The sequence below is a fragment of the Pseudogemmobacter sp. W21_MBD1_M6 genome (assembly GCF_052119585.1).
In the GTDB taxonomy this organism is placed as follows: Bacteria; Pseudomonadota; Alphaproteobacteria; order Rhodobacterales; family Rhodobacteraceae; genus JBGQOJ01.
Genome location: NZ_JBGQOJ010000004.1, coordinates 42,875 through 60,661 on the forward strand (window position 1 = coordinate 42,875; position 17,787 = coordinate 60,661).

The 17,787-nt window shown below is 62.0% G+C and carries 18 protein-coding genes; 11 read left to right on the plus strand and 7 right to left on the minus strand.

Annotated elements, in window-relative coordinates:
- Positions 1–51 precede the first annotated feature (51 nt).
- From ACEN2R_RS06760 to ACEN2R_RS06785, 6 genes are all read left to right on the plus strand, one after another.
- Complete coding sequence (locus ACEN2R_RS06760) at positions 52–966, plus strand: zinc ABC transporter substrate-binding protein (RefSeq protein ID WP_442040526.1); 915 nt, start codon at positions 52–54, stop codon at positions 964–966.
- A 93-nt stretch (positions 967–1,059) separates the two neighbouring features.
- On the plus strand, positions 1,060–1,839 hold the full coding sequence (locus ACEN2R_RS06765) for an SDR family NAD(P)-dependent oxidoreductase (protein ID WP_442040528.1): 780 nt from the start codon (positions 1,060–1,062) through the stop codon (positions 1,837–1,839).
- Positions 1,839–2,753 (plus strand): 2-dehydro-3-deoxygalactonokinase, encoded by a 915-nt coding sequence (locus ACEN2R_RS06770; protein ID WP_442040530.1) that lies wholly within the window; start codon positions 1,839–1,841, stop codon positions 2,751–2,753. Before ACEN2R_RS06765 ends, ACEN2R_RS06770 begins: the two co-directional genes overlap by 1 nt.
- On the plus strand, positions 2,750–3,349 hold the full coding sequence (locus tag ACEN2R_RS06775) for a 2-dehydro-3-deoxy-6-phosphogalactonate aldolase (RefSeq protein ID WP_442040532.1): 600 nt from the start codon (positions 2,750–2,752) through the stop codon (positions 3,347–3,349). The genes ACEN2R_RS06770 and ACEN2R_RS06775 overlap by 4 nt, the downstream gene beginning before the upstream one ends.
- A gap of 2 nt (positions 3,350–3,351) precedes the next feature.
- Complete coding sequence (locus tag ACEN2R_RS06780; protein ID WP_442040847.1) at positions 3,352–4,212, plus strand: SMP-30/gluconolactonase/LRE family protein; 861 nt, start codon at positions 3,352–3,354, stop codon at positions 4,210–4,212.
- A gap of 17 nt (positions 4,213–4,229) precedes the next feature.
- Positions 4,230–5,189, plus strand: coding sequence for an aldose epimerase family protein (locus ACEN2R_RS06785; protein WP_442040534.1), 960 nt, complete (start codon positions 4,230–4,232; stop codon positions 5,187–5,189).
- A 46-nt stretch (positions 5,190–5,235) separates the two neighbouring features.
- On the opposite strand, the gene ACEN2R_RS06790 is transcribed toward ACEN2R_RS06785, so the two are convergent.
- Positions 5,236–6,456: a urate hydroxylase PuuD gene (locus tag ACEN2R_RS06790; protein WP_442040536.1), complete on the minus strand. Its 1,221-nt coding sequence runs from the start codon at positions 6,454–6,456 to the stop codon at positions 5,236–5,238.
- A 100-nt stretch (positions 6,457–6,556) separates the two neighbouring features.
- Between ACEN2R_RS06790 and ACEN2R_RS06795 the strand changes: the two genes are divergently transcribed.
- The gene (locus ACEN2R_RS06795; RefSeq protein WP_442040538.1) at positions 6,557–7,549 is read left to right on the plus strand and encodes a LysR substrate-binding domain-containing protein; all 993 of its coding nucleotides are present in this window, start codon (positions 6,557–6,559) and stop codon (positions 7,547–7,549) included.
- Here ACEN2R_RS06795 and uraH read toward each other — a convergent pair.
- Entirely contained in the window at positions 7,473–7,838 is a 366-nt protein-coding gene (gene uraH, locus ACEN2R_RS06800) for a hydroxyisourate hydrolase (protein WP_442040540.1), read from the minus strand. The genes ACEN2R_RS06795 and uraH overlap by 77 nt on opposite strands.
- Positions 7,839–8,008: 170 nt before the next feature.
- On the opposite strand from uraH, the gene puuE reads away from it, so the two are divergent.
- The 4 genes from puuE to ACEN2R_RS06820 are packed head-to-tail and all read left to right on the plus strand — an operon-like array spanning position 8,009 to position 12,151.
- Positions 8,009–9,427 (plus strand): allantoinase PuuE, encoded by a 1,419-nt coding sequence (gene puuE, locus ACEN2R_RS06805; RefSeq protein ID WP_442040542.1) that lies wholly within the window; start codon positions 8,009–8,011, stop codon positions 9,425–9,427.
- Complete coding sequence (locus ACEN2R_RS06810) at positions 9,424–10,245, plus strand: bifunctional allantoicase/(S)-ureidoglycine aminohydrolase (protein ID WP_442040544.1); 822 nt, start codon at positions 9,424–9,426, stop codon at positions 10,243–10,245. Before puuE ends, ACEN2R_RS06810 begins: the two co-directional genes overlap by 4 nt.
- Positions 10,242–10,745, plus strand: a complete 504-nt coding sequence (locus ACEN2R_RS06815) for an ureidoglycolate lyase (protein ID WP_442040546.1) — start codon at positions 10,242–10,244, stop codon at positions 10,743–10,745. Before ACEN2R_RS06810 ends, ACEN2R_RS06815 begins: the two co-directional genes overlap by 4 nt.
- A gap of 47 nt (positions 10,746–10,792) precedes the next feature.
- Positions 10,793–12,151, plus strand: a complete 1,359-nt coding sequence (locus ACEN2R_RS06820; RefSeq protein ID WP_442040548.1) for a uracil-xanthine permease family protein — start codon at positions 10,793–10,795, stop codon at positions 12,149–12,151.
- A gap of 89 nt (positions 12,152–12,240) precedes the next feature.
- Here the strand turns inward: ACEN2R_RS06820 and ACEN2R_RS06825 are convergent, their stop codons facing one another.
- From ACEN2R_RS06825 to bhcA, 5 genes are all read right to left on the minus strand, one after another.
- Complete coding sequence (locus tag ACEN2R_RS06825) at positions 12,241–13,227, minus strand: type I glyceraldehyde-3-phosphate dehydrogenase (RefSeq protein WP_442040550.1); 987 nt, start codon at positions 13,225–13,227, stop codon at positions 12,241–12,243.
- 72 nt (positions 13,228–13,299) lie between these two features.
- A complete protein-coding gene (bhcD, locus tag ACEN2R_RS06830; protein WP_442040552.1) occupies positions 13,300–14,265 on the minus strand; it encodes an iminosuccinate reductase BhcD in 966 nt (321 codons plus the stop codon).
- Between the two features lie 52 nt (positions 14,266–14,317).
- Entirely contained in the window at positions 14,318–15,481 is a 1,164-nt protein-coding gene (gene bhcC / locus ACEN2R_RS06835; RefSeq protein ID WP_442040554.1) for a 3-hydroxy-D-aspartate aldolase BhcC, read from the minus strand.
- A gap of 13 nt (positions 15,482–15,494) precedes the next feature.
- Positions 15,495–16,466, minus strand: coding sequence for a beta-hydroxyaspartate dehydratase BhcB (gene bhcB, locus ACEN2R_RS06840; protein ID WP_442040849.1), 972 nt, complete (start codon positions 16,464–16,466; stop codon positions 15,495–15,497).
- Positions 16,466–17,656, minus strand: a complete 1,191-nt coding sequence (gene bhcA, locus ACEN2R_RS06845; RefSeq protein ID WP_442040556.1) for an L-aspartate--glyoxylate aminotransferase BhcA — start codon at positions 17,654–17,656, stop codon at positions 16,466–16,468. The genes bhcB and bhcA overlap by 1 nt, the downstream gene beginning before the upstream one ends.
- Positions 17,657–17,787 lie beyond the last annotated feature (131 nt).

Genomic DNA, 17,787 nt, shown 5'->3' on the forward strand with positions numbered 1-17,787 from the left:
TATCACATGTTATAATATACTATATCTTGAACCAAAACAAGGACCAGACCCATGCGCCAACTTACAATTCTTTCGGCCCTCTTTTTCAGCACTGCCGCCCTTGCGGATGCGCCACGCGTTGTGACCGATATTCCCGCAGTCCACTCCCTTGCGCAGCAGGTCATGGGGGACGCCGGTCAGGTTGAAATTTTGCTGGATCAGGGCGCGGATGCGCATAATTTCCAGATGAAGCCCTCTCAGGCCCGCGCTTTGGCCGATGCGGACCTGGTGTTCTGGGTCGGCCCCGAACTGACCCCCTGGCTGGACCGCGCGCTTGCCGGTATCGGGACACAGGGAACCGTCGTGTCGCTGTTGCACGCCAATGGCGTTACAGAACGGGCCTTCGACGCCCCCCCCACCGACGCGGCCCCGACCGCCGGTGAAGACCATGACCATGACCACGAAGGCATCGACCCCCACGCCTGGCTCGATCCCGAAAATGCCAGGGTCTGGGTGTCGCTGATCGCCGATCAACTGGCCGCAAAAGACCCCGACAACGCCGCCGCCTATCGCGACAATGCCGCCGCCGCCACGATGCGCATCGACGCGCTGATCAACGAGGTCATGGTGACCCTGAAAACCGCCCATCAACCGCCCATCATCGTCTTTCATGATGCCTACGGCTATTTCTCCGACCGTTTCGACCTGAACATTGTCGGCAGCATCCGCCTTGGTGATGCAACCGCCCCCGGTGCCGCCGGACTTGTCGCGCTGCGCGACACCATGCGCACCCAAAAGGTCGCCTGCGTTTTCACAGAGGCGCAGCATGATCCGGCACTGGCCGAGACTGTGATCGAAGGGACCGACATCCGCACCGCACCGCTGGACCCTTCGGGCAGCACGCTTCCCTTCGGACCGGACCTTTACACCGACCTGATCCGCAACCTTGCCAATACCATTGCCGACTGCACCAGCGGCAAGGGCTGACCCCCGCGATCCCGGGGGTCAAGAAAGATGGGCTTTCTCCACTTTGTTCTCTAAATACTCATTATCCAACCCTGTGGAAAAGGATCACCGCACATGACCCCCGAACCCGAAACAGCCACATTCCACGATCTGAATGGCGCGTCGGTGTTTATCACCGGCGGCGGCTCGGGTATCGGCGCCTTCCTGACCAGGGGCTTTTTGGCCCAGGGGGCGAATGTCGCCTTTGTCCAGCGCACTGACGCGACGGCCTTCTGCGACGCGATGCAGGCACAGCACGGCAAGCGCCCGTTGTTCCTGCCCTGTGACGTGACCGACACCCCGCGGTTGCAGGCCTGCATCGCACAGGCCGCCGCCGCCCACGGGCCGATCACCGTCATGGTGAACAATGCCGCCAACGACAAACGCCACAGCACCGAAGAAGTGACAGAGGACTTCTGGGACCGTATGCTGGCGATCAACCTGAAATCCTATTTCTTCGGGTGTCAGGCGGTGATCGACGGGATGCGCAAGGCGGGCGGCGGGTCGATCATCAACATCTCGTCAATCAGTTACATGATGGGCAATGCCGGCTACCCCGTCTATACCGCCGCCAATTCGGGGATCAACGGCCTGACCCGCAGCCTTGCGCGGGAATTCGGCCCCGACAGGATCCGCGTCAACGCCCTGGCCCCCGGCTGGGTTCTCACGCAAAAGCAAAAGGACATGTGGGTCACCCCCGAAGGCCTTGCCGCGCATATCGACCGTCAATGCCTGAAAGACCCGCTGGAACCACAGGACATCGTTGACGGCGTGCTGTTTCTGGCATCAAACACCAGCAGGATGATGACAGGTCAGGCGCTTGTCATTGATGGCGGCGTGGTGGTGACAGGATAATGACGGACACACAAAACCCAAACTGGGTCGCGGTAGACTGGGGCACAACGCATCTGCGGGCATGGCACCTGACGGCAAGCGGCACGGAACTGGCCAGCGCCAAATCGGACAAGGGCATGGGCAGGCTGTCGCCCGACCAGTTCGAGGCCGCCCTGCTGGACCTGATCGCGCCCTGGCTTGGCGACCATATGACCACGGTCATCGCCTGCGGCATGGTCGGCGCGCGTCAGGGGTGGGTCGAGGCCCCCTACCGCACCGTGCCCTGCACGCCCTTCGACGCGGGCCTGATCCAGGCCCCGACCCGCGACCCGCGCCTTCGGGTGTTTGTCATTCCGGGCCTCTGCCAGACCACCCCCCCCGACGTGATGCGGGGCGAGGAAACACAGGTCGCGGGGTTCCTGTCCCTGAACGCGGATTTCGACGGCATCCTCTGCCTGCCCGGCACCCACACCAAATGGGTCCACGTCAGCGCAGGCGAGGTCGTCAGCTTTCAGACCTTCATGACCGGAGAGCTGTTCGCCCTCCTCGCCGACCACTCCGTCCTGCGCCACTCTGTGCTCTCCGAAAACTCGGACGACGCCGCATTTGCAGACGCCGTGGCCGATGCAATCGCCACCCCCCAGACCCTTGCCGCGCGGCTGTTTTCCATTCGCGCCGACGGCCTGCTGAACGGGCTGGAACCGGCCACCGCCCGCGCGCGCCTGTCGGGCCTTCTGATCGGCGCCGAACTTGCCGCCGCCCGCCCCTATTGGCTGGGTCAACAGATTGCAGTGATCGGCTCGGCGGCCCTTGCCCGCGCCTATGTCGATGCACTAGGCCAACAAGGCGCCCCCGCCATTCTGGCCGCAGGGAACGCCATGACCCTTGCCGGTCTGACCGCCGCCCGCGCAACCCCGAAGGATCCAAGCCAATGACACGCCCCCTGATCGCCATCCTGCGCGGCATCACCCCGTCCGAGGCCCCGGCCATTGCCGCCGCCCTGATCGAGGCTGGCATCACCCGGATCGAGGTGCCGCTGAATTCCCCCGACCCGTTCGACAGCATCGCCGCGATGGTCAACGCCCACGGCCCCCACGCGCTGATCGGTGCGGGCACCGTTCTGACCCCCGCCGATGTCGCCCGCGTCGCCGCGTCCGGCGGGCGCCTGATCGTCTCGCCGAATGCCGACCCCGACGTGATCCGCGCCACCAAGGACGCAGGCCTTCTCAGCTTTCCGGGCGTCCTGACCCCCACCGAATGCTTTGCCGCGCTAAAGGCGGGCGCGGACGGGCTAAAGGTGTTTCCCTCGTTCCTCTTGGGCATCGACGGGCTAAAGGCAATCCGCGCCGTCCTGCCCCCCGCCACACAGGTCTATATGGTCGGCGGCGTTGGCCCCGACAATTTCGCCGCATGGACAGCCGCCGGTGCCAATGGGTTCGGCATCGGAACCGGCCTGTTCAAACCGGGCTTTACCGCCGCTGACGTCGCCGCGCGCGCGCGCGACATTGTTTCAGGATTTGACACGATATGAGCATGTTCCACATTTTTGACGACCGCATCTGCACCCTTGGCGAAGGCCCGTTATGGCACCCCGAACGCGGCCAGCTGTTCTGGTTCGACATCGTCGAAAAACGCCTGATGACCCGCACGCCCGACGGCCCCCGCCACTGGCAGTTCGACGAACATGTCAGCGCGGCTGGCTGGATCGACCACACCACATTGCTGATCGCCTCGGAAACGGCGCTGATCCGGTTCGACATCGAAACCGGCACGCAACAGATCATAACCCCGCTAGAGGCCGACACCCCCACCACCCGGTCCAACGACGGGCGGGCCGACCCCTGGGGCGGGTTCTGGATCGGCACCATGGGCAAGAATGCCGAAGAAGGTGCCGGCGCGATCTACCGCTATTATCGGGGCGAACTGCGCCGCCTGTTCCACGACATCACCATCCCCAATGCCATCTGCTTTGGCCCCGATCGCGACTGCGGCTATTTCACCGACACCGGAACCGGCCTGATCATGCGACAGGATCTGGACGCCGAAAACGGCTGGCCCACGGGCGACCCCGAGGTCTGGCGCGACTTCTCCTACAAGAAATGGGGCGTCGACGGCGCGGTCATCGACGCCGAGGGCAATATGTGGAACGCCCAGTGGGGCGGCGGACGCATCGCCAGCTATGGCCCCGACGGAGAGTTTCTCGAGGTGCACGACGTTCCCGCGCGGCAGGTCAGCTGCCCCGCGTTCGGCGGCTCCGATCTGACCACGCTCTATGTCACATCCGCGACGCAGGGCCTGACACAGGCGCAGCTCGACGCCCTTCCCGACAGCGGCAAGGTCTTTGCCCTGCACGGCGTCGCACAAGGGCAGGCCGAACATCAGGTGATCCTGTGAGCCAGGCTGGCACATCCATGACCGACCGCATCCACCTGTCCCACGGCGACCTCTCGGTCAGCATCCTGCCGCGCGGCGCAACCCTGGCGGATGTGCGCCTTGCGGGCGTCCCCCATAGCCTGACGCTGGGCGGGGCCGATGATGCCGCCTACTCCGGCCCGATGCGCTGGTTCGGTGCGGTTGTCGGCCCTGTTGCCAACCGGATCAGCGGCGCGCGCGCGCAGATCGGCGGCGTGACCTGCCATTTCCCCGCGAACGAGGGCGCGAACACCCTTCACGGCGGGCCAACCGGTACCAGCGGCGCGACGTGGCGCGTGGCAAACCACGACGCCTCCAGCGCGTGCTTCACCCTTGATCTGCCCCACGGCACCGATGGTTTCCCCGGCAATCGCCATCTGACGGCCCGCTTCGTGCTGACGGGCAAGGCTACCATGACCCTCACGCTCTCCGCCGTGACCGATGCCCAAACGCTGATCAATCTGGCCAACCACAGTTACTGGAACCTCGACGGCACCGCGACCACGGTGGGCCACAGGCTGCGCGTGGCGGCGGATCACTATCTTCCCGTCGACGCCCGGTGCCTGCCCACAGGTGAAATCGCCCCCGTGGATCACACCCCCTTCGACTTCCGGCAGCCGCGCCTTTGGCGTGCCGACGGGTCCGAACCGATCGACCATAATCTTTGTCTCGCACGGAGCCGCCGCGCCCTGACGCCGGTCGTGCAACTCACCGGCGCGGGCGGCATTTCGATGGACATCGCAACAACCGCCCCCGGCCTTCAGGTCTATGACGGGCGAACCATCGACACCGGACAGACCATCGGTCATCAAGGCGCACCTTACGGCCCCTACGCGGGTATCGCGCTGGAAACGCAGGACTGGCCCGACGCCGCAGCCCATCCGGCCTTCCCCGACATCCGGTTGCAGCCGGACGCGGCCTACAACCACGTCACCGCCTACAGCTTCTCGAATTACTGACCGCCCCTTGCCATTCTTCTCGGCACAAATACTCTCTTGCTGCCCCTCAGCTGCCAACCGCCGCGCGATACCACGCCACAATCTTGGCCCGCTCCTCCTCCTCAATGTAGGACAGGTTGGCGGGGGGCATCGCATGGGTTACGCCGGCTTGGATATAGATCGCGCGCGCCATCCGCGCGACCTGTGCCTCGGTCTCGAACTTCACTCCCTTGGGGGCCCATAACACCCCCTCGTAAGACGGCTCTTCGGCGTGGCACATCGAACAGCGGCCCAGAACGATGTCATGCACATCACTGAATCCCTCTGCCTGCGCGAATTTCAACGCCCCGCCCGACAGCGCCGCCTCCTCGCGCTGGAACTTGGGCGCGGTGGACAGCCAGGCCACCAGAATGAACAACACCAGCGTGACAATCCACGTCCAGGTCGGGTTGCCTTTGCGCGCATGGACTGTGTTGAAATAATGCCGGATCGTGACGCCCATCAGGAACACCAGACTGGCGATGACCCAGTTATACTCGCTGGCAAAGGCAAGCGGGTAGTGGTTGGACAGCATCAGGAAGATCACCGGCAGCGTCAGATAGTTGTTGTGCGTCGACCGTTGCTTGGCGATCTTGCCGTATTTCGGGTCGGGCTTACGCCCCGCCTTCAGATCCGCGACCACAATCCGCTGGTTCGGCATGATGATGAAGAACACGTTGGCCGACATGATCGTCCCCGTGAACGCCCCCAGATGCAGCAACGCGGCACGCCCCGAAAACACTTCGGTATAGCCCCAGGCCATCACCACAAGAATGATGTACAGCAGAACCATCAACCGCGTATTGTCATCGCCGAACTTCGATTTGCACAGCAGGTCATAGACAACCCAGCCAAACGCCAGCGATGCCAGCGAAATCGCGATCGCCTGCCAGATCGCCAGATCCATCACCGCAGGGTCGATCAGATAGAACTCTGCCCCCATGTAATAGACCAGCCACAGCATGGCAAAACCCGACAGCCAGGTCGCATAGCTTTCCCATTTGAACCAGACCAGATGGTCGGGCATCTCGGCAGGGGCCACCAGATACTTCTGCACATGGTAGAACCCGCCCCCGTGCACCTGCCATTCCTCGCCATCGGCGCCGCTGGCCAGGTTGCGGTCGCGGTGCAAACCAAGGTCCAGCGCGATAAAATAGAACGACGACCCGATCCAGGCGATCGCCGTAATCACATGCAACCAGCGCACCGCGAATTCCAGCCATTCGCCCATCACCGCAAAATCATACATCGCTTTCTCCCCTTGCTTTGAACAAACCCTATCCTGCGCGGCACCTTTTTGTTAATTCTGTAAATAACGACAGACTTTCAAAAGAAACCGGAAAATAGACATGTCCTATGTGAACACCCTGAAAATGTTCGTCCGTGTCTATGAATTAGGCAGCATGAGCGCCGCGGCCCGCGATCAGCGCACGTCGCCCGCCGTCGCCTCCAGCCGGATATCGGAACTGGAAAAGCATCTGGGCGTGCGCCTGTTCAACCGCACCACGCGCGCCCTGCAACCCACCGAACACGGCTCGTTGTTCTACGACGGGGCGCAAAAGATCCTTGATGCCATCGCCGAGGCAGAGGCCGCCGTGGGTGATGCCACGCAGAACCCGCGCGGCACGGTCTTTGTCGGCGCGCCGCTTGGCGTCGGGCGGCGGTTCATCGCGCCCCATGTGCCCGCGTTCAAGGCGCAGTATCCGCAGATCGACGTGCGCCTGCGGATGTCCGACCGGATCATCGACGTGACAGCCGAGGGGCTGGATGTCGCCTTTCACCTTGGCATCCTTGACGACAGCACCCTGAAACTGCGCACCATCGCCGATTGCCCGCGCATCCTCTGCGCCTCGCCAGACTATATTGCGCGGCGCGGAATGCCCCACAGCGGCACGGATATCGTGGGCCAGAAACACGATTGCCTGAACCTGCGATTCCCCGGCGCGAAAGAGTTCCAATGGACGCTGGACACCGCCGAAGGCCCGCGCCGGTTCGACATCAGCGGCCCGTTTGAATCGGACGACGGCGATGTCCTGACAGGTTGGGCGCTTGATGGTCATGGGATCGTGATGAAACCGGTGTTCGAGGTGGTCGAGCATCTGACCTCGGGCGCCTTGGTGCCGGTGGCCCGCGCCACCCCGCCGATGCCGATCCAGCTGTCCTGCCTCTATCCGCACCGGCGGTTCAAAGACCCCAAGATTCGGCTGTTTCTGGATTTCATGATCGGCCGCTGCAAGGCAGAACTGGCCGCGCGCATGGATGGCGTCAGCTTCCCCGGTATGTCGAATACCCGAAAGGAGAGATCAGCAGAGGCACATGATAGTGGCTATCCGCCTGACTGATCCCGAACCGGATCGGGATCTCGTCCAGAAAGCGCGGCGTCTCGGGGGCGGCACCGCTGGCGTCCAGATAGGCACCGGCATGGAACACCAGTTCATAGGTGCCGGTGGTGAATTCCGCCGCCGGCAGGATCTGGCCATCGGTGCGGCCATCGTCATTGGTGACCATATGGCGCAGATGCCTGTGCTGGCCGTCCTCGATCCGGTAAAGGTCGATGTCCATCCCCTGCGCGGGCACACCGCGCGCGGTGTCCAGAACATGGGTCGTCAAAAATCCTGTGCCGCTGCTCATCCCGATTCCAATCCTGCATCTATCCGCATCGTTTCTGCATTCATTGTGCATGGTTTGTGCATCCCGCGCGACTGCATTCCTTGCGCATAGGTCTTTCAAGTATTTCTTGACAATCCCGTGGCGTCATATGGTCTAGGCTGAAAATAGAGTATCGCTTGGGGATGAAAAATTTGAACCGCTATCCACGTGACATGCTGGGCTACGGCGCCACGCCACCCGATCCGAAATGGCCGGGCGGCGCAAAGATCGCCGTTCAATTCGTGGTCAATTACGAAGAGGGCGGCGAGAACAACATCCTGCACGGCGATGCCGCGTCAGAGGCATTCCTGTCAGAGATCGTCGGTGCCGCCGCGTGGACCGGCCAGCGTCACTGGAACATGGAATCGATCTATGAATACGGGGCGCGCGCGGGCTTCTGGCGGTTGCACCGTCTGTTCACCGAACAGGGCGTTCCTGTCACGGTTTATGGCGTCGCGACCGCGCTTGCCCGCTCTCCCGAACAGGTGGCGGCCATGCAATCCGCCGACTGGGAAATCGCCAGCCACGGCCTGAAATGGGTCGAATACAAAGACGCCACACCAGAGGCAGAGCGCGCCGATATGATCGCCGCAATCGCCCTGCACACCGAGGTGACAGGCACCCGCCCGCGCGGCTGGTATACGGGGCGCTGTTCCGTCAACACCGTCGATATTGTGGCAAAGGAAGGCGGGTTCCACTACATATCCGATACCTATGCCGATGATCTGCCCTATTGGGTGCGCCTGCATGACCGTGACCAGCTGATTATTCCCTACACGCTGGACGCCAATGACATGCGGTTCGCAACGCCGCAGGGGTTCAACTCGGGCGACCAGTTTTTCACCTACCTCAAGGACAGCTTTGACGCGCTTTATGCCGAAGGTCAGGCCGGTCAGGCCAGAATGATGTCGATTGGTATCCACTGCCGTCTTCTCGGGCGTCCGGGCCGGATACAGGCCCTGCGCCGCTTCATCGACTACTGCAAAACCCATGACGCGGTCTGGTTTGCCCGCCGCATCGACATCGCGCGGCACTGGCACGAGACCCACCCCGCCCCCGCCCCGTGGGACCGTCCGTCGCAGATGGACCGCGCCGCCTTTGTCGCCAAATTCGGCAGCGTGTTCGAGCATTCCCCATGGATCGCCGAACGCGCCTGGGACGACGAGCTGGGCATGGCCCATGACACCGCCACCGGATTGCACAGCGCCCTGTTCCGCAAGTTCCGCAGCGCCTCCGGGGTCGAGCGGCTGGCCGTCCTCACCGCCCACCCCGATCTTGCCGGAAAGCTGGCCGCAGCCAAACGCCTGACGGCCGAAAGCACATCGGAACAGGCCGGCGCGGGTCTGGACGCCCTGACGGCTGACGAACACGCAACCTTCACCACGCTGAACACGCGCTATACCGAAACCTTTGGTTTTCCTTTCATAATCGCCGTCAAAGGGTTGTCGAAAGACGATATCCTGACCGCCTTCAAGGCCCGCGTCGACAATGACCGCGACACCGAATTCGCCACGGCCTGCGCGCAGGTCGAACGCATCGCGCTGCTGCGCCTCAAGGATCTTCTGCCATGACCAGCTACTATGCGCCCAAGGGCGGACTGCCGCCACAGACCCAGCTGACAACCGACCGCGCCACATTCACCGAAGCCTATGCGGTGATCCCGAAAGGCACGATGTCGGACATCGTCACCTCGTACCTGCCGCATTGGAACAAAACCCGCGCATGGATCATCGCGCGGCCCTTGTCGGGCTTCGCCGAAACCTTCAGCCAGTATATCGTCGAGCTGTCCCCGCAGGGTGGTAGCGACCGCCCCGAAATGGACCCGGCGGCAGAGGGCGTCGTGTTCGTGGTCGAAGGGCTGCTGACCCTGACCCTTGACGGCGAGCGGCACCACATGGCCGAGGGCGGCTATGCCTTCCTTCCGCCGGGAACCGTCTGGACCGTCGAAAATACCAGCGCCGAAGCGGTGAAATTCCACTGGATCAGAAAGGCCTACGAGGCGGTCGATGGCATCCCCGCACCCAAGGCCTTTGTCACCAACGAGCAGGACATTGCCCCGACCGTCATGCCCGATACCAATGGCGCATGGGCCACGACGCGCTTTGTCGATGTCACGGACCTGAGCCACGACATGCATGTGACCATCGTCACCTTCCAGCCCGGCGGGGTCATCCCCTTTGCCGAAACCCATGTGATGGAACATGGGCTTTATGTGCTGGAAGGAAAGGCCGTCTACCTGCTGAACCGCGACTGGGTCGAGGTCGAGGCGGGCGATTTCATGTGGCTGCGCGCCTTTTGTCCGCAGGCCTGTTACGCAGGCGGGCCGGGGCCGTTCCGCTATTTGCTGTACAAGGACGTGAACCGCCACGCCAGGTTGGGCCGCCCGTGACCGGCGCGCGGATCATATACACCGAACCCCTGACCGCCGCGGCCTTTGCGCCGTTCGGCGACCTGCTGGATACGCAGGGCAAGCCCGACAAGATCATCAATCAGGGGTTCTGTGGCCGCTACCACGACCGCGCAACGCTGGACTTCGGGCCAGAGGGTCGTGCGGGCATCAGCCTGTTCAAGGCAGAGCCCCGTGCCCTGCCCCTCACCCTTGATCTGGTAGAGCGGCACCCCGAAGGAACGCAGGCCTTCATTCCGATGAGCATGGACCCGTTCCTGATCATCGTCGCCCCCGACATGGGCGGCACCCCCGGCACCCCGCGCGCGTTTGTCAGCGCGGCAGGGCAGGCCATCAATTACCACCGCGCCATATGGCACGGTGTCCTGACCCCGCTGCACGCGCCGGGGTTGTTTGCCGTGGTGGACCGCATAGGGGCCAGCCCGAACCTGGAAGAACACTGGTTCGAGCCCCCCTACGAGATCCGCCAAAACCGGGAATGACCGCCAATAAAAGAAGCGGTCGAACCTTCCAACAAAGGGACAGAAGAATGAGTGACGCATCCATTGGAACGCCAGAGCAACTGCGCGATCCTGACTATATGCCGCCTTTGGGCACCGCAATTCCGCTGGGTATCCAGCATGTGCTGGCGATGTTTGTGTCGAACGTGACACCTGCCATCATCGTCTGTGGCGCAGCCGGTATCGGCTTCGGGTCCGATCAGGGGGCCCTGGGCTTTCCCGATATGAACTACATGATCCAGATGTCGATGCTGTTCGCAGGTATCGCCACGCTGTTTCAAACCATAGGGATTGGCCCCGTCGGTGCCCGCCTGCCGATCGTGCAGGGAACCTCCTTTGCCTTTATTCCGGTCATGATCCCTGCGGTCGCGGGTCTTGGTTCTGCCGGTCTGGCCGGTTTGATGACCGGCGTGTTGATCGGTGGCCTGTTCCACTTTTGCCTTGGCTTCTTTATCGGGCGCATCCGCTTTGCCCTGCCGCCACTTGTCACCGGCCTGATCGTTCTGATGATCGGTCTGGCACTGGTCAAAGTCGGCATCCAGTATGCAGCCGGCGGCGTGCCCATGATGGGAAAACCTGAATTCGGCTCGCTGGCCATGTGGTTGCCGGCGCTTGTGGTGGTTGTCGTCACCCTTGCGGTCAAGTTCTTTTCGCGTGGATTTACCGCCGTCGCAGCCGTCCTGATCGGGATCATCGCCGGATATATCGTCGCCTATTTCATGGGTCAGGTCAATTTCGGCAATGTCGGTCGCGCCAGCATGTTCGCGCTGCCGATGCCGTTCAAATGGGGCTTTGAGTTCAACACCGCCATCATCCTTGGCATGTGTTTCATGGCCATCGTTTCGGCCATCGAGACTGTCGGCGACACCTCGGGCATCACCAAGGGCGGCGCGGGCCGCGAGGCGACCGACAAAGAGATCACCGGCGCGACCTTCGCCGACGGGCTTGGGACAGCGATCGCCGGTGTGTTCGGCGGCCTTCCCAACACATCCTTCAGCCAGAACGTCGGCCTTGTCGCAATGACGGGCCTGATGAGCCGCCACGTTGTGACCATCGGCGCGATCTTTCTGATCGTCTGCGGGTTTATCCCGAAGGTCGGCGCGATCATCAATACCGTGCCGATCAACGTGTTGGGGGGCGGTGTGATCGTCATGTTCGGCATGGTGTGCGCATCTGGCATCAACATGCTGTCCGATGTGAACTGGAACCGCCGGAACATGGTGATCTTTGCGGTTGCCCTGTCTGTCAGCCTTGGCCTGCAACTGGAGCCATCCGCGTTGCAGCACGTCGGCAAGACCGCACAGATCCTCCTGACATCGGGCCTGCTGCCCGCGGCGTTCATCGCGATTGTTCTGAACCTGATCCTGCCAGAAGACTTGCCGGAATAAACGCTCCATTCCGCACAAAACAAAGCCCCTGCAGAGTGATCTGCGGGGGTATTTTTTCGAGTATTTTTGCCGAGAAGATGAACGAAGGGCTAGCCCGCCATTTTCGCCGCGACATCCAGCATGCGGCAGGAAAACCCCCATTCATTGTCATACCAGCCAAAGACGCGCAGCAGGCCACCGTCCGTGACCCGTGTCTCGATTCCGGCCATGATGATCGACTCGGGTCTTTGACGCAGGTCGGATGAGACAAGCGGATCGTCCTCGTATCCGATCACACCACCCGCGCCCTGCATCAGGGCATTGACCGCATCCGCCGTTACAGCAGTGTCCGTCATGACCGCCAGATCAACCGCGCTGACGCTGGCCACGGGCACGCGCACGGCGCTGGCTTGAATGCGGCCTGCCAGATGCGGCAAGACCAGATCGGTCAGATGACCCGCGCTGGTCGTCGTTGGCACCATCGACAAGGCGGCGGCGCGGCTGCGTACCAGTTCTCCGCCGGTGGGCGCATCGACTGTCGGCTGGCTGCGGGTGTAGCAATGGATGGTTGTCATGGACCCAGTGGTGATTGCGTAGGCGTCATCCAGAAGGCGCATCAGCGGGGCCAGCGCATTTGTCGTACAACTGGCGTTGGACACGATGGGCTGGTCCGACAGCGCGGTGTCATTGGCCCCAAGGACCAGCGTCAGATCCGCATCGGGGCAGGGCCCCGAGATCAGCACCCGCTTTGCCCCGCCCGCAATGGCCCGCGCCGCGAATGCGCGATTCCGCGCCTTGCCGGTGCAGTCCAGCACAAGGTCGATGTCTGTCAGATCAAGCTGAGACAGGTCGGGGGCTGCACTGAACCGAAGCCTGTGCCCGTTGACAATCAGGGCATCCTGCGCGGTTTCCACGTGTCCGCGGAACGGCCCGAAAACGGAATCGTATTTGAAGAGATAGGCACAGGCCTCGATCCCCGCGATGTCGTTCACGGCGACGATGTCCAGAGTTGGCCAGCGATTGTCTTCGGCCCATGCCCGCAGAACCGAACGGCCGATCCGGCCAAATCCATTGATAGCAATCCGCAACTTTTTCATTCTCTGCTCCGCAACGCAAACGGCGGCGGACATGATGCCGCCGCCGCTTAGGTAATCAGGTATTTCGGGCGTCTACAACGCCACCTCGATCGCCACACCTTTTGTCAGGGCAAGGTCCACCGCCTTTTTGGCAACCGCCAGATCCTGAAGGCCAACGCCGGTTCCATCAAACAGCGTGATTTCGGTGTCCGAGGTGCGGCCCGTGTGGGTGCCGTTGATGACGTCGCCGATCTGAATGATATCGGATGCCGCGATCAGCCCCTGCGCGACGGCATGCTGCGCCTCGCCGATTGTGACCGATTGCGCGATCTCGTCGGTAAAGACGGTGGCCCTGGCGACAAGCGCTGCGTCCACCTCCTGTTTGCCCTTCGTGTCGGTGCCCATGCAGGCAAGATGCGTGCCGGGCCTGACCTGCCCCGCCATGATGATCGGATCAAAGCTGGAGGTGATCGTGATAATCACATCGGCCTGCGCCCCGAGTTCATCAAGCGAGACCGACTCGAATGGCAGCCCCAGTTCTGCGGCGGTCTCGGCCAGACGCGACAACATTTCGGGGTGAAGGTTCCAGCCGATGACTTTCTGAAAGTCGCGTTGTTTCACTGCGGCCCTCATCTGGAAGGCTGACTGATGGCCCGCACCGACCATACCCAGAACGCGGGCATCCTTGCGCGCCAGATGCTTGATCGACACCGCCGAGGCAGCAGCGGTGCGCAGCGCGGTCAACAGGTTGCCCCCCACCATCGCGCTGGCCTGCCCCGTGTCCGCGTCGAACAGGAAGACCGTGGACTGGTGGTTCGTCAGCCCCTTGGCCATGTTGCCCGGCCAGTAGCCCCCCGATTTCAGACCCAGCGCCAGACCGGCACGGTCAAAGCCCGACTTGAACCCATACAGAGCGTCCGCATGGCCGATAGATTCGCGGATGACGGGAAAGTTGTAGGCGTCGCCCTTTGCCATGGCGGCAAACACCGCCTCGACCGCGTCGAAAGCGGCCTCTGGTGTGATCAGGCCTGCGATTTCCTTTTCGGGAACGATAATCATTCTGGGTATCCGATATTTCAAGAGGGTTTGGCGGGCGCACCCGCCATTTGACTTAGTAGGCCTTGCCGCGCGCCGAGACCGGCCAAAGCGTTTCAACCTTGCCGTTGCGCACGCCCACATACCAATCGTGGACGTTGCAGGTCGGATCACAGTGGCCCGGCACCAGCTTCAGCTTGTCGTTCACTTTCAGCACGCCATCCGGGTCCTCGACCACGCCGTGTTCATCCGAGCATTTGGCGTATTTCACATCCGTGCGGCCAAAGATGATCGGCAGACCGCTGTCGACCGACTGCGCCTTGAGGCCAGCATCGACAATGGCCTTGTCCGCCTTTGTGTGGCTCATGACAGAGGTCAGGATGAACAATGCGTTCTCCCACTCTCCCTGATCGATCCGCTTGCCGTCCTTGTCAAGAATGCGGCCATAGTCGGCATCCATGAAGGCATAAGACCCACACTGAAGCTCGTTATACACACCCGATGCCCCCTCGAAGTAATAGCTGCCCGTGCCGCCACCGCCGACGATGTCGCAGTCCAGCCCTTCGGCCTTTAGCCCGTCCACCGCATCACGCACCATGGCGACGGAAATGTCGATCTTGGCTTTGCGGTCGTCATAGCTGTCCATGTGCTGCATCGCGCCCTGATAGGCCTGAATGCCGGCGAACTTCAGTCCCTCGGCGGCGTGGATCGCCTTGGCAATCTCGATGACGGCGGGGGTGGTCGTCACACCACAGCGCCCCGCGCCGCAGTCGATTTCGACCAGACATTCGATCTGCGTTCCATGCCTGACCGCCGCCGCCGAAAGGTCGGCAACATTGGCCAGATCATCGACACAGCAGATCGTGCGCGCCCCCAGTTTCGGCAGCCGCGCCAGACGGTCGATCTTGGCCGGATCACGCACCTGATTGGACACCAAGACATCCTTGATGCCGCCACGGGCAAAGACCTCTGCCTCTGATACCTTCTGGCAGCACACACCGCACGACCCGCCCAGCCTTTCCTGAAGCAGGGCCACATCGACGGATTTATGCATCTTGCCGTGGACACGGTGGCGCACGCCCATTTGCGCGGCGAAATTGCCCATTTTGGTGATGTTGCGTTCCAGCGCGTCCAGATCAAGGACCAGACAAGGGGTCTGGATGTCGGCCTCGTCCATGCCGATCGCAGCGGGAATATCATAGCCGACTTCGAGGTCGTCGAATGTCACAGGTGCGTTCATCGTCTTGTCCTTCTCAGCGCTGCATCCAGGGCAGCTTGTCCAAATCCACGTTGCCGCCAGTGATAATCACGCCAACGCGCTTGCCACGAAACAGCTCTTTGTTCTTCAGGATGGTAGCCAGCGGCGGGGCGCAACTGGGTTCCATCACGATCTTCATGCGTTGCCATGTCAAACGCATCGCGGCGACGATCTCTTCCTCTGTCGCGGTCAGAACGTCGGTCACATGGGTCTTGACGAAATGCCATGTCAGGTCTTTCAGCGGCACTTTCAGGCCGTCGGCGATTGTATCGGGGGCATCATCCGCGATGATATGGCCCGCGCGGAACGACCGCGCCGCATCGTCGGCATTCAGCGGCTCTGCGGCATAGACTTTGATCTGCGGCGCGATGTTCGACAAGGTCAGGCAGGTGCCAGAGATCATGCCGCCCCCCCCGATCGGCGCAACCATCGCATCCAGACCTTCGACCTGCTCGTTGAATTCAAGGCTACAGGTGGCCTGTCCGGCAATGACGCGCGGATCGTTGTAGGGATGCACGAAATCTGCGCCCGACCGGGCGACAACCTCTGCAAACACCGCCTCGCGGCTGCTTGTCGACGGCTCGCATTCGACAATTGTGCCGCCATACCCGCGCACCGCGTCCTTTTTGGCCTGCGGGGCGGTGCGCGGCATAACCACGGTCACCGGAATTCCGCGACGGCCCGCCGCATATGACAGCGACAGCGCATGGTTTCCCGACGAGTGCGTGGCAACCCCGATTTGGGCCTTTTCGTCGGACAGACCAAAGACCGCATTGGATGCGCCGCGCACCTTGAACGCGCCGGCCTTCTGAAAGTTCTCGCATTTGAAGAACAGCTCTGCGCCGGTCAGCTCGTTCAGATAGCTGGAGGTCAGAACAGGGGTGCGATGGATGTAGGGCTTGATCCGCTCGTGCGCTTCAAGAACGTCGTCGTAAGTGGGGATATACATCTCGGACAGGTCTTTCATCATTCTGCTGCCATTTGCGCCGCATCGGCGGCCTTGCGGTAATAGTCCTGCGCGGCGGCAACTCCTGACCCAAGCGTGACCGGATAGCCCAGATCCTTCATCGCCATTTCAGCGGTGGCCAGCCCCGACAGCATCATAACATCCGTCAGACTGCCAAGGTGACCGATGCGGAACACCTTGCCTGCGACCTCTCCAAGGCCGACACCGAAGGCGACGCCGTATTTCGTGGCGGCAACATTCACCACATCGGTACCGTTGAAACCCTCGGGCACGACAACCGCAGTGACCGTGTCGGAATACAGATCAACGCTGTGGGCGCAGGGGGTCATGCCCCAGGCCGCGATCGCACGGCGCACCCCCTCGGCAAGGCGATGATGGCGGGCAAAGACGGTGTCCAGCCCTTCGTCCAGCAGCATCCCCACCGAGGTCGCCAGACCGTTGATCAACCCGACGGGCGGCGTATAGGGAAACCCGCCGTTCGCATAGCTGTTCCGCATATCGCGGAAGTCAAAGAAGGTGCGCGGCAGTTTCGCACTGTCCATCGCGGCAATCGCCTTTGGGCTGATCCCGACAATCGCAAGGCCAGCGGGCAGCATGAACCCCTTTTGCGAACCCGCAATCGCAAGGTCGACGCCCCATTCATCCATCCGGAAATCCATCGACCCGATAGAACTGACGCCATCGACATACAACAATGCAGGGTGGCCTGCGGCATCCAGCGCACGGCGGACACCGGCAATATCGGATTTGACGCCGGTCGCGGTTTCGTTGTGGGTGACCAGCAATGCCTTGATCTTGTGGCCGGTGTCAGCCCGCAGTGCGGCCTCGAATGCGGCAACGGGTGCCCCCGCGCCCCACGGCGCCTCGATGACCTGCACGTCAAGCCCGTGGCGTTGACACATGTCGATCCAGCGGTGCGAGAACATGCCGTGGCGTGCGGCAAGAACCGTGTCGCCAGCGGACAATGTATTGGACAGGGCAGCCTCCCAGCCGCCGGTGCCGGTGGACGGAAACAGAATGACCTCGCCTGTCGTCGTCTTCAGGATTTTCCGCACACCCTCGATGGCGGGGACAAAAAACTGGGCGAACAGGCTGGACCGATGGTCGATCGTCGGCATGTCACATGCCTTGCGGATCACATCCGGTATGTTCGTCGGGCCTGGAATGAAAACCGGGTTCTGAAATGACATCTGTTTGACCTCCGCTTTGTGTTTGATCCTTTCTAAAGGGCACGCCGTTATTTTCCAATTTTTTTGAAAATGGTTTTCATTTCTGAAAATTATGAATTATTTTATTTATTTTCATGGTCTTGCATTTTTTC

What these genes read in the sequence shown, in the direction of transcription:
- ACEN2R_RS06810 (WP_442040544.1), top strand. Translation starts at nt 9,424, where the DNA reads ATGACCAGCTACTATGCGCCCAAGGGCGGACTGCCGCCACAGACCCAG.
- bhcC (WP_442040554.1), bottom strand. Translation starts at nt 15,481, where the DNA reads ATGAACGCACCTGTGACATTCGACGACCTCGAAGTCGGCTATGATATT.
- ACEN2R_RS06785 (WP_442040534.1), top strand. Translation starts at nt 4,230, where the DNA reads ATGACCGACCGCATCCACCTGTCCCACGGCGACCTCTCGGTCAGCATC.
- bhcD (WP_442040552.1), bottom strand. Translation starts at nt 14,265, where the DNA reads ATGATTATCGTTCCCGAAAAGGAAATCGCAGGCCTGATCACACCAGAG.
- ACEN2R_RS06770 (WP_442040530.1), top strand. Translation starts at nt 1,839, where the DNA reads ATGACGGACACACAAAACCCAAACTGGGTCGCGGTAGACTGGGGCACA.
- bhcB (WP_442040849.1), bottom strand. Translation starts at nt 16,466, where the DNA reads ATGAAAGACCTGTCCGAGATGTATATCCCCACTTACGACGACGTTCTT.
- ACEN2R_RS06775 (WP_442040532.1), top strand. Translation starts at nt 2,750, where the DNA reads ATGACACGCCCCCTGATCGCCATCCTGCGCGGCATCACCCCGTCCGAG.
- bhcA (WP_442040556.1), bottom strand. Translation starts at nt 17,656, where the DNA reads ATGTCATTTCAGAACCCGGTTTTCATTCCAGGCCCGACGAACATACCG.
- ACEN2R_RS06795 (WP_442040538.1), top strand. Translation starts at nt 6,557, where the DNA reads ATGTCCTATGTGAACACCCTGAAAATGTTCGTCCGTGTCTATGAATTA.
- uraH (WP_442040540.1), bottom strand. Translation starts at nt 7,838, where the DNA reads ATGAGCAGCGGCACAGGATTTTTGACGACCCATGTTCTGGACACCGCG.
- ACEN2R_RS06780 (WP_442040847.1), top strand. Translation starts at nt 3,352, where the DNA reads ATGTTCCACATTTTTGACGACCGCATCTGCACCCTTGGCGAAGGCCCG.
- ACEN2R_RS06820 (WP_442040548.1), top strand. Translation starts at nt 10,793, where the DNA reads ATGAGTGACGCATCCATTGGAACGCCAGAGCAACTGCGCGATCCTGAC.
- ACEN2R_RS06825 (WP_442040550.1), bottom strand. Translation starts at nt 13,227, where the DNA reads ATGAAAAAGTTGCGGATTGCTATCAATGGATTTGGCCGGATCGGCCGT.
- ACEN2R_RS06790 (WP_442040536.1), bottom strand. Translation starts at nt 6,456, where the DNA reads ATGTATGATTTTGCGGTGATGGGCGAATGGCTGGAATTCGCGGTGCGC.
- ACEN2R_RS06765 (WP_442040528.1), top strand. Translation starts at nt 1,060, where the DNA reads ATGACCCCCGAACCCGAAACAGCCACATTCCACGATCTGAATGGCGCG.
- ACEN2R_RS06760 (WP_442040526.1), top strand. Translation starts at nt 52, where the DNA reads ATGCGCCAACTTACAATTCTTTCGGCCCTCTTTTTCAGCACTGCCGCC.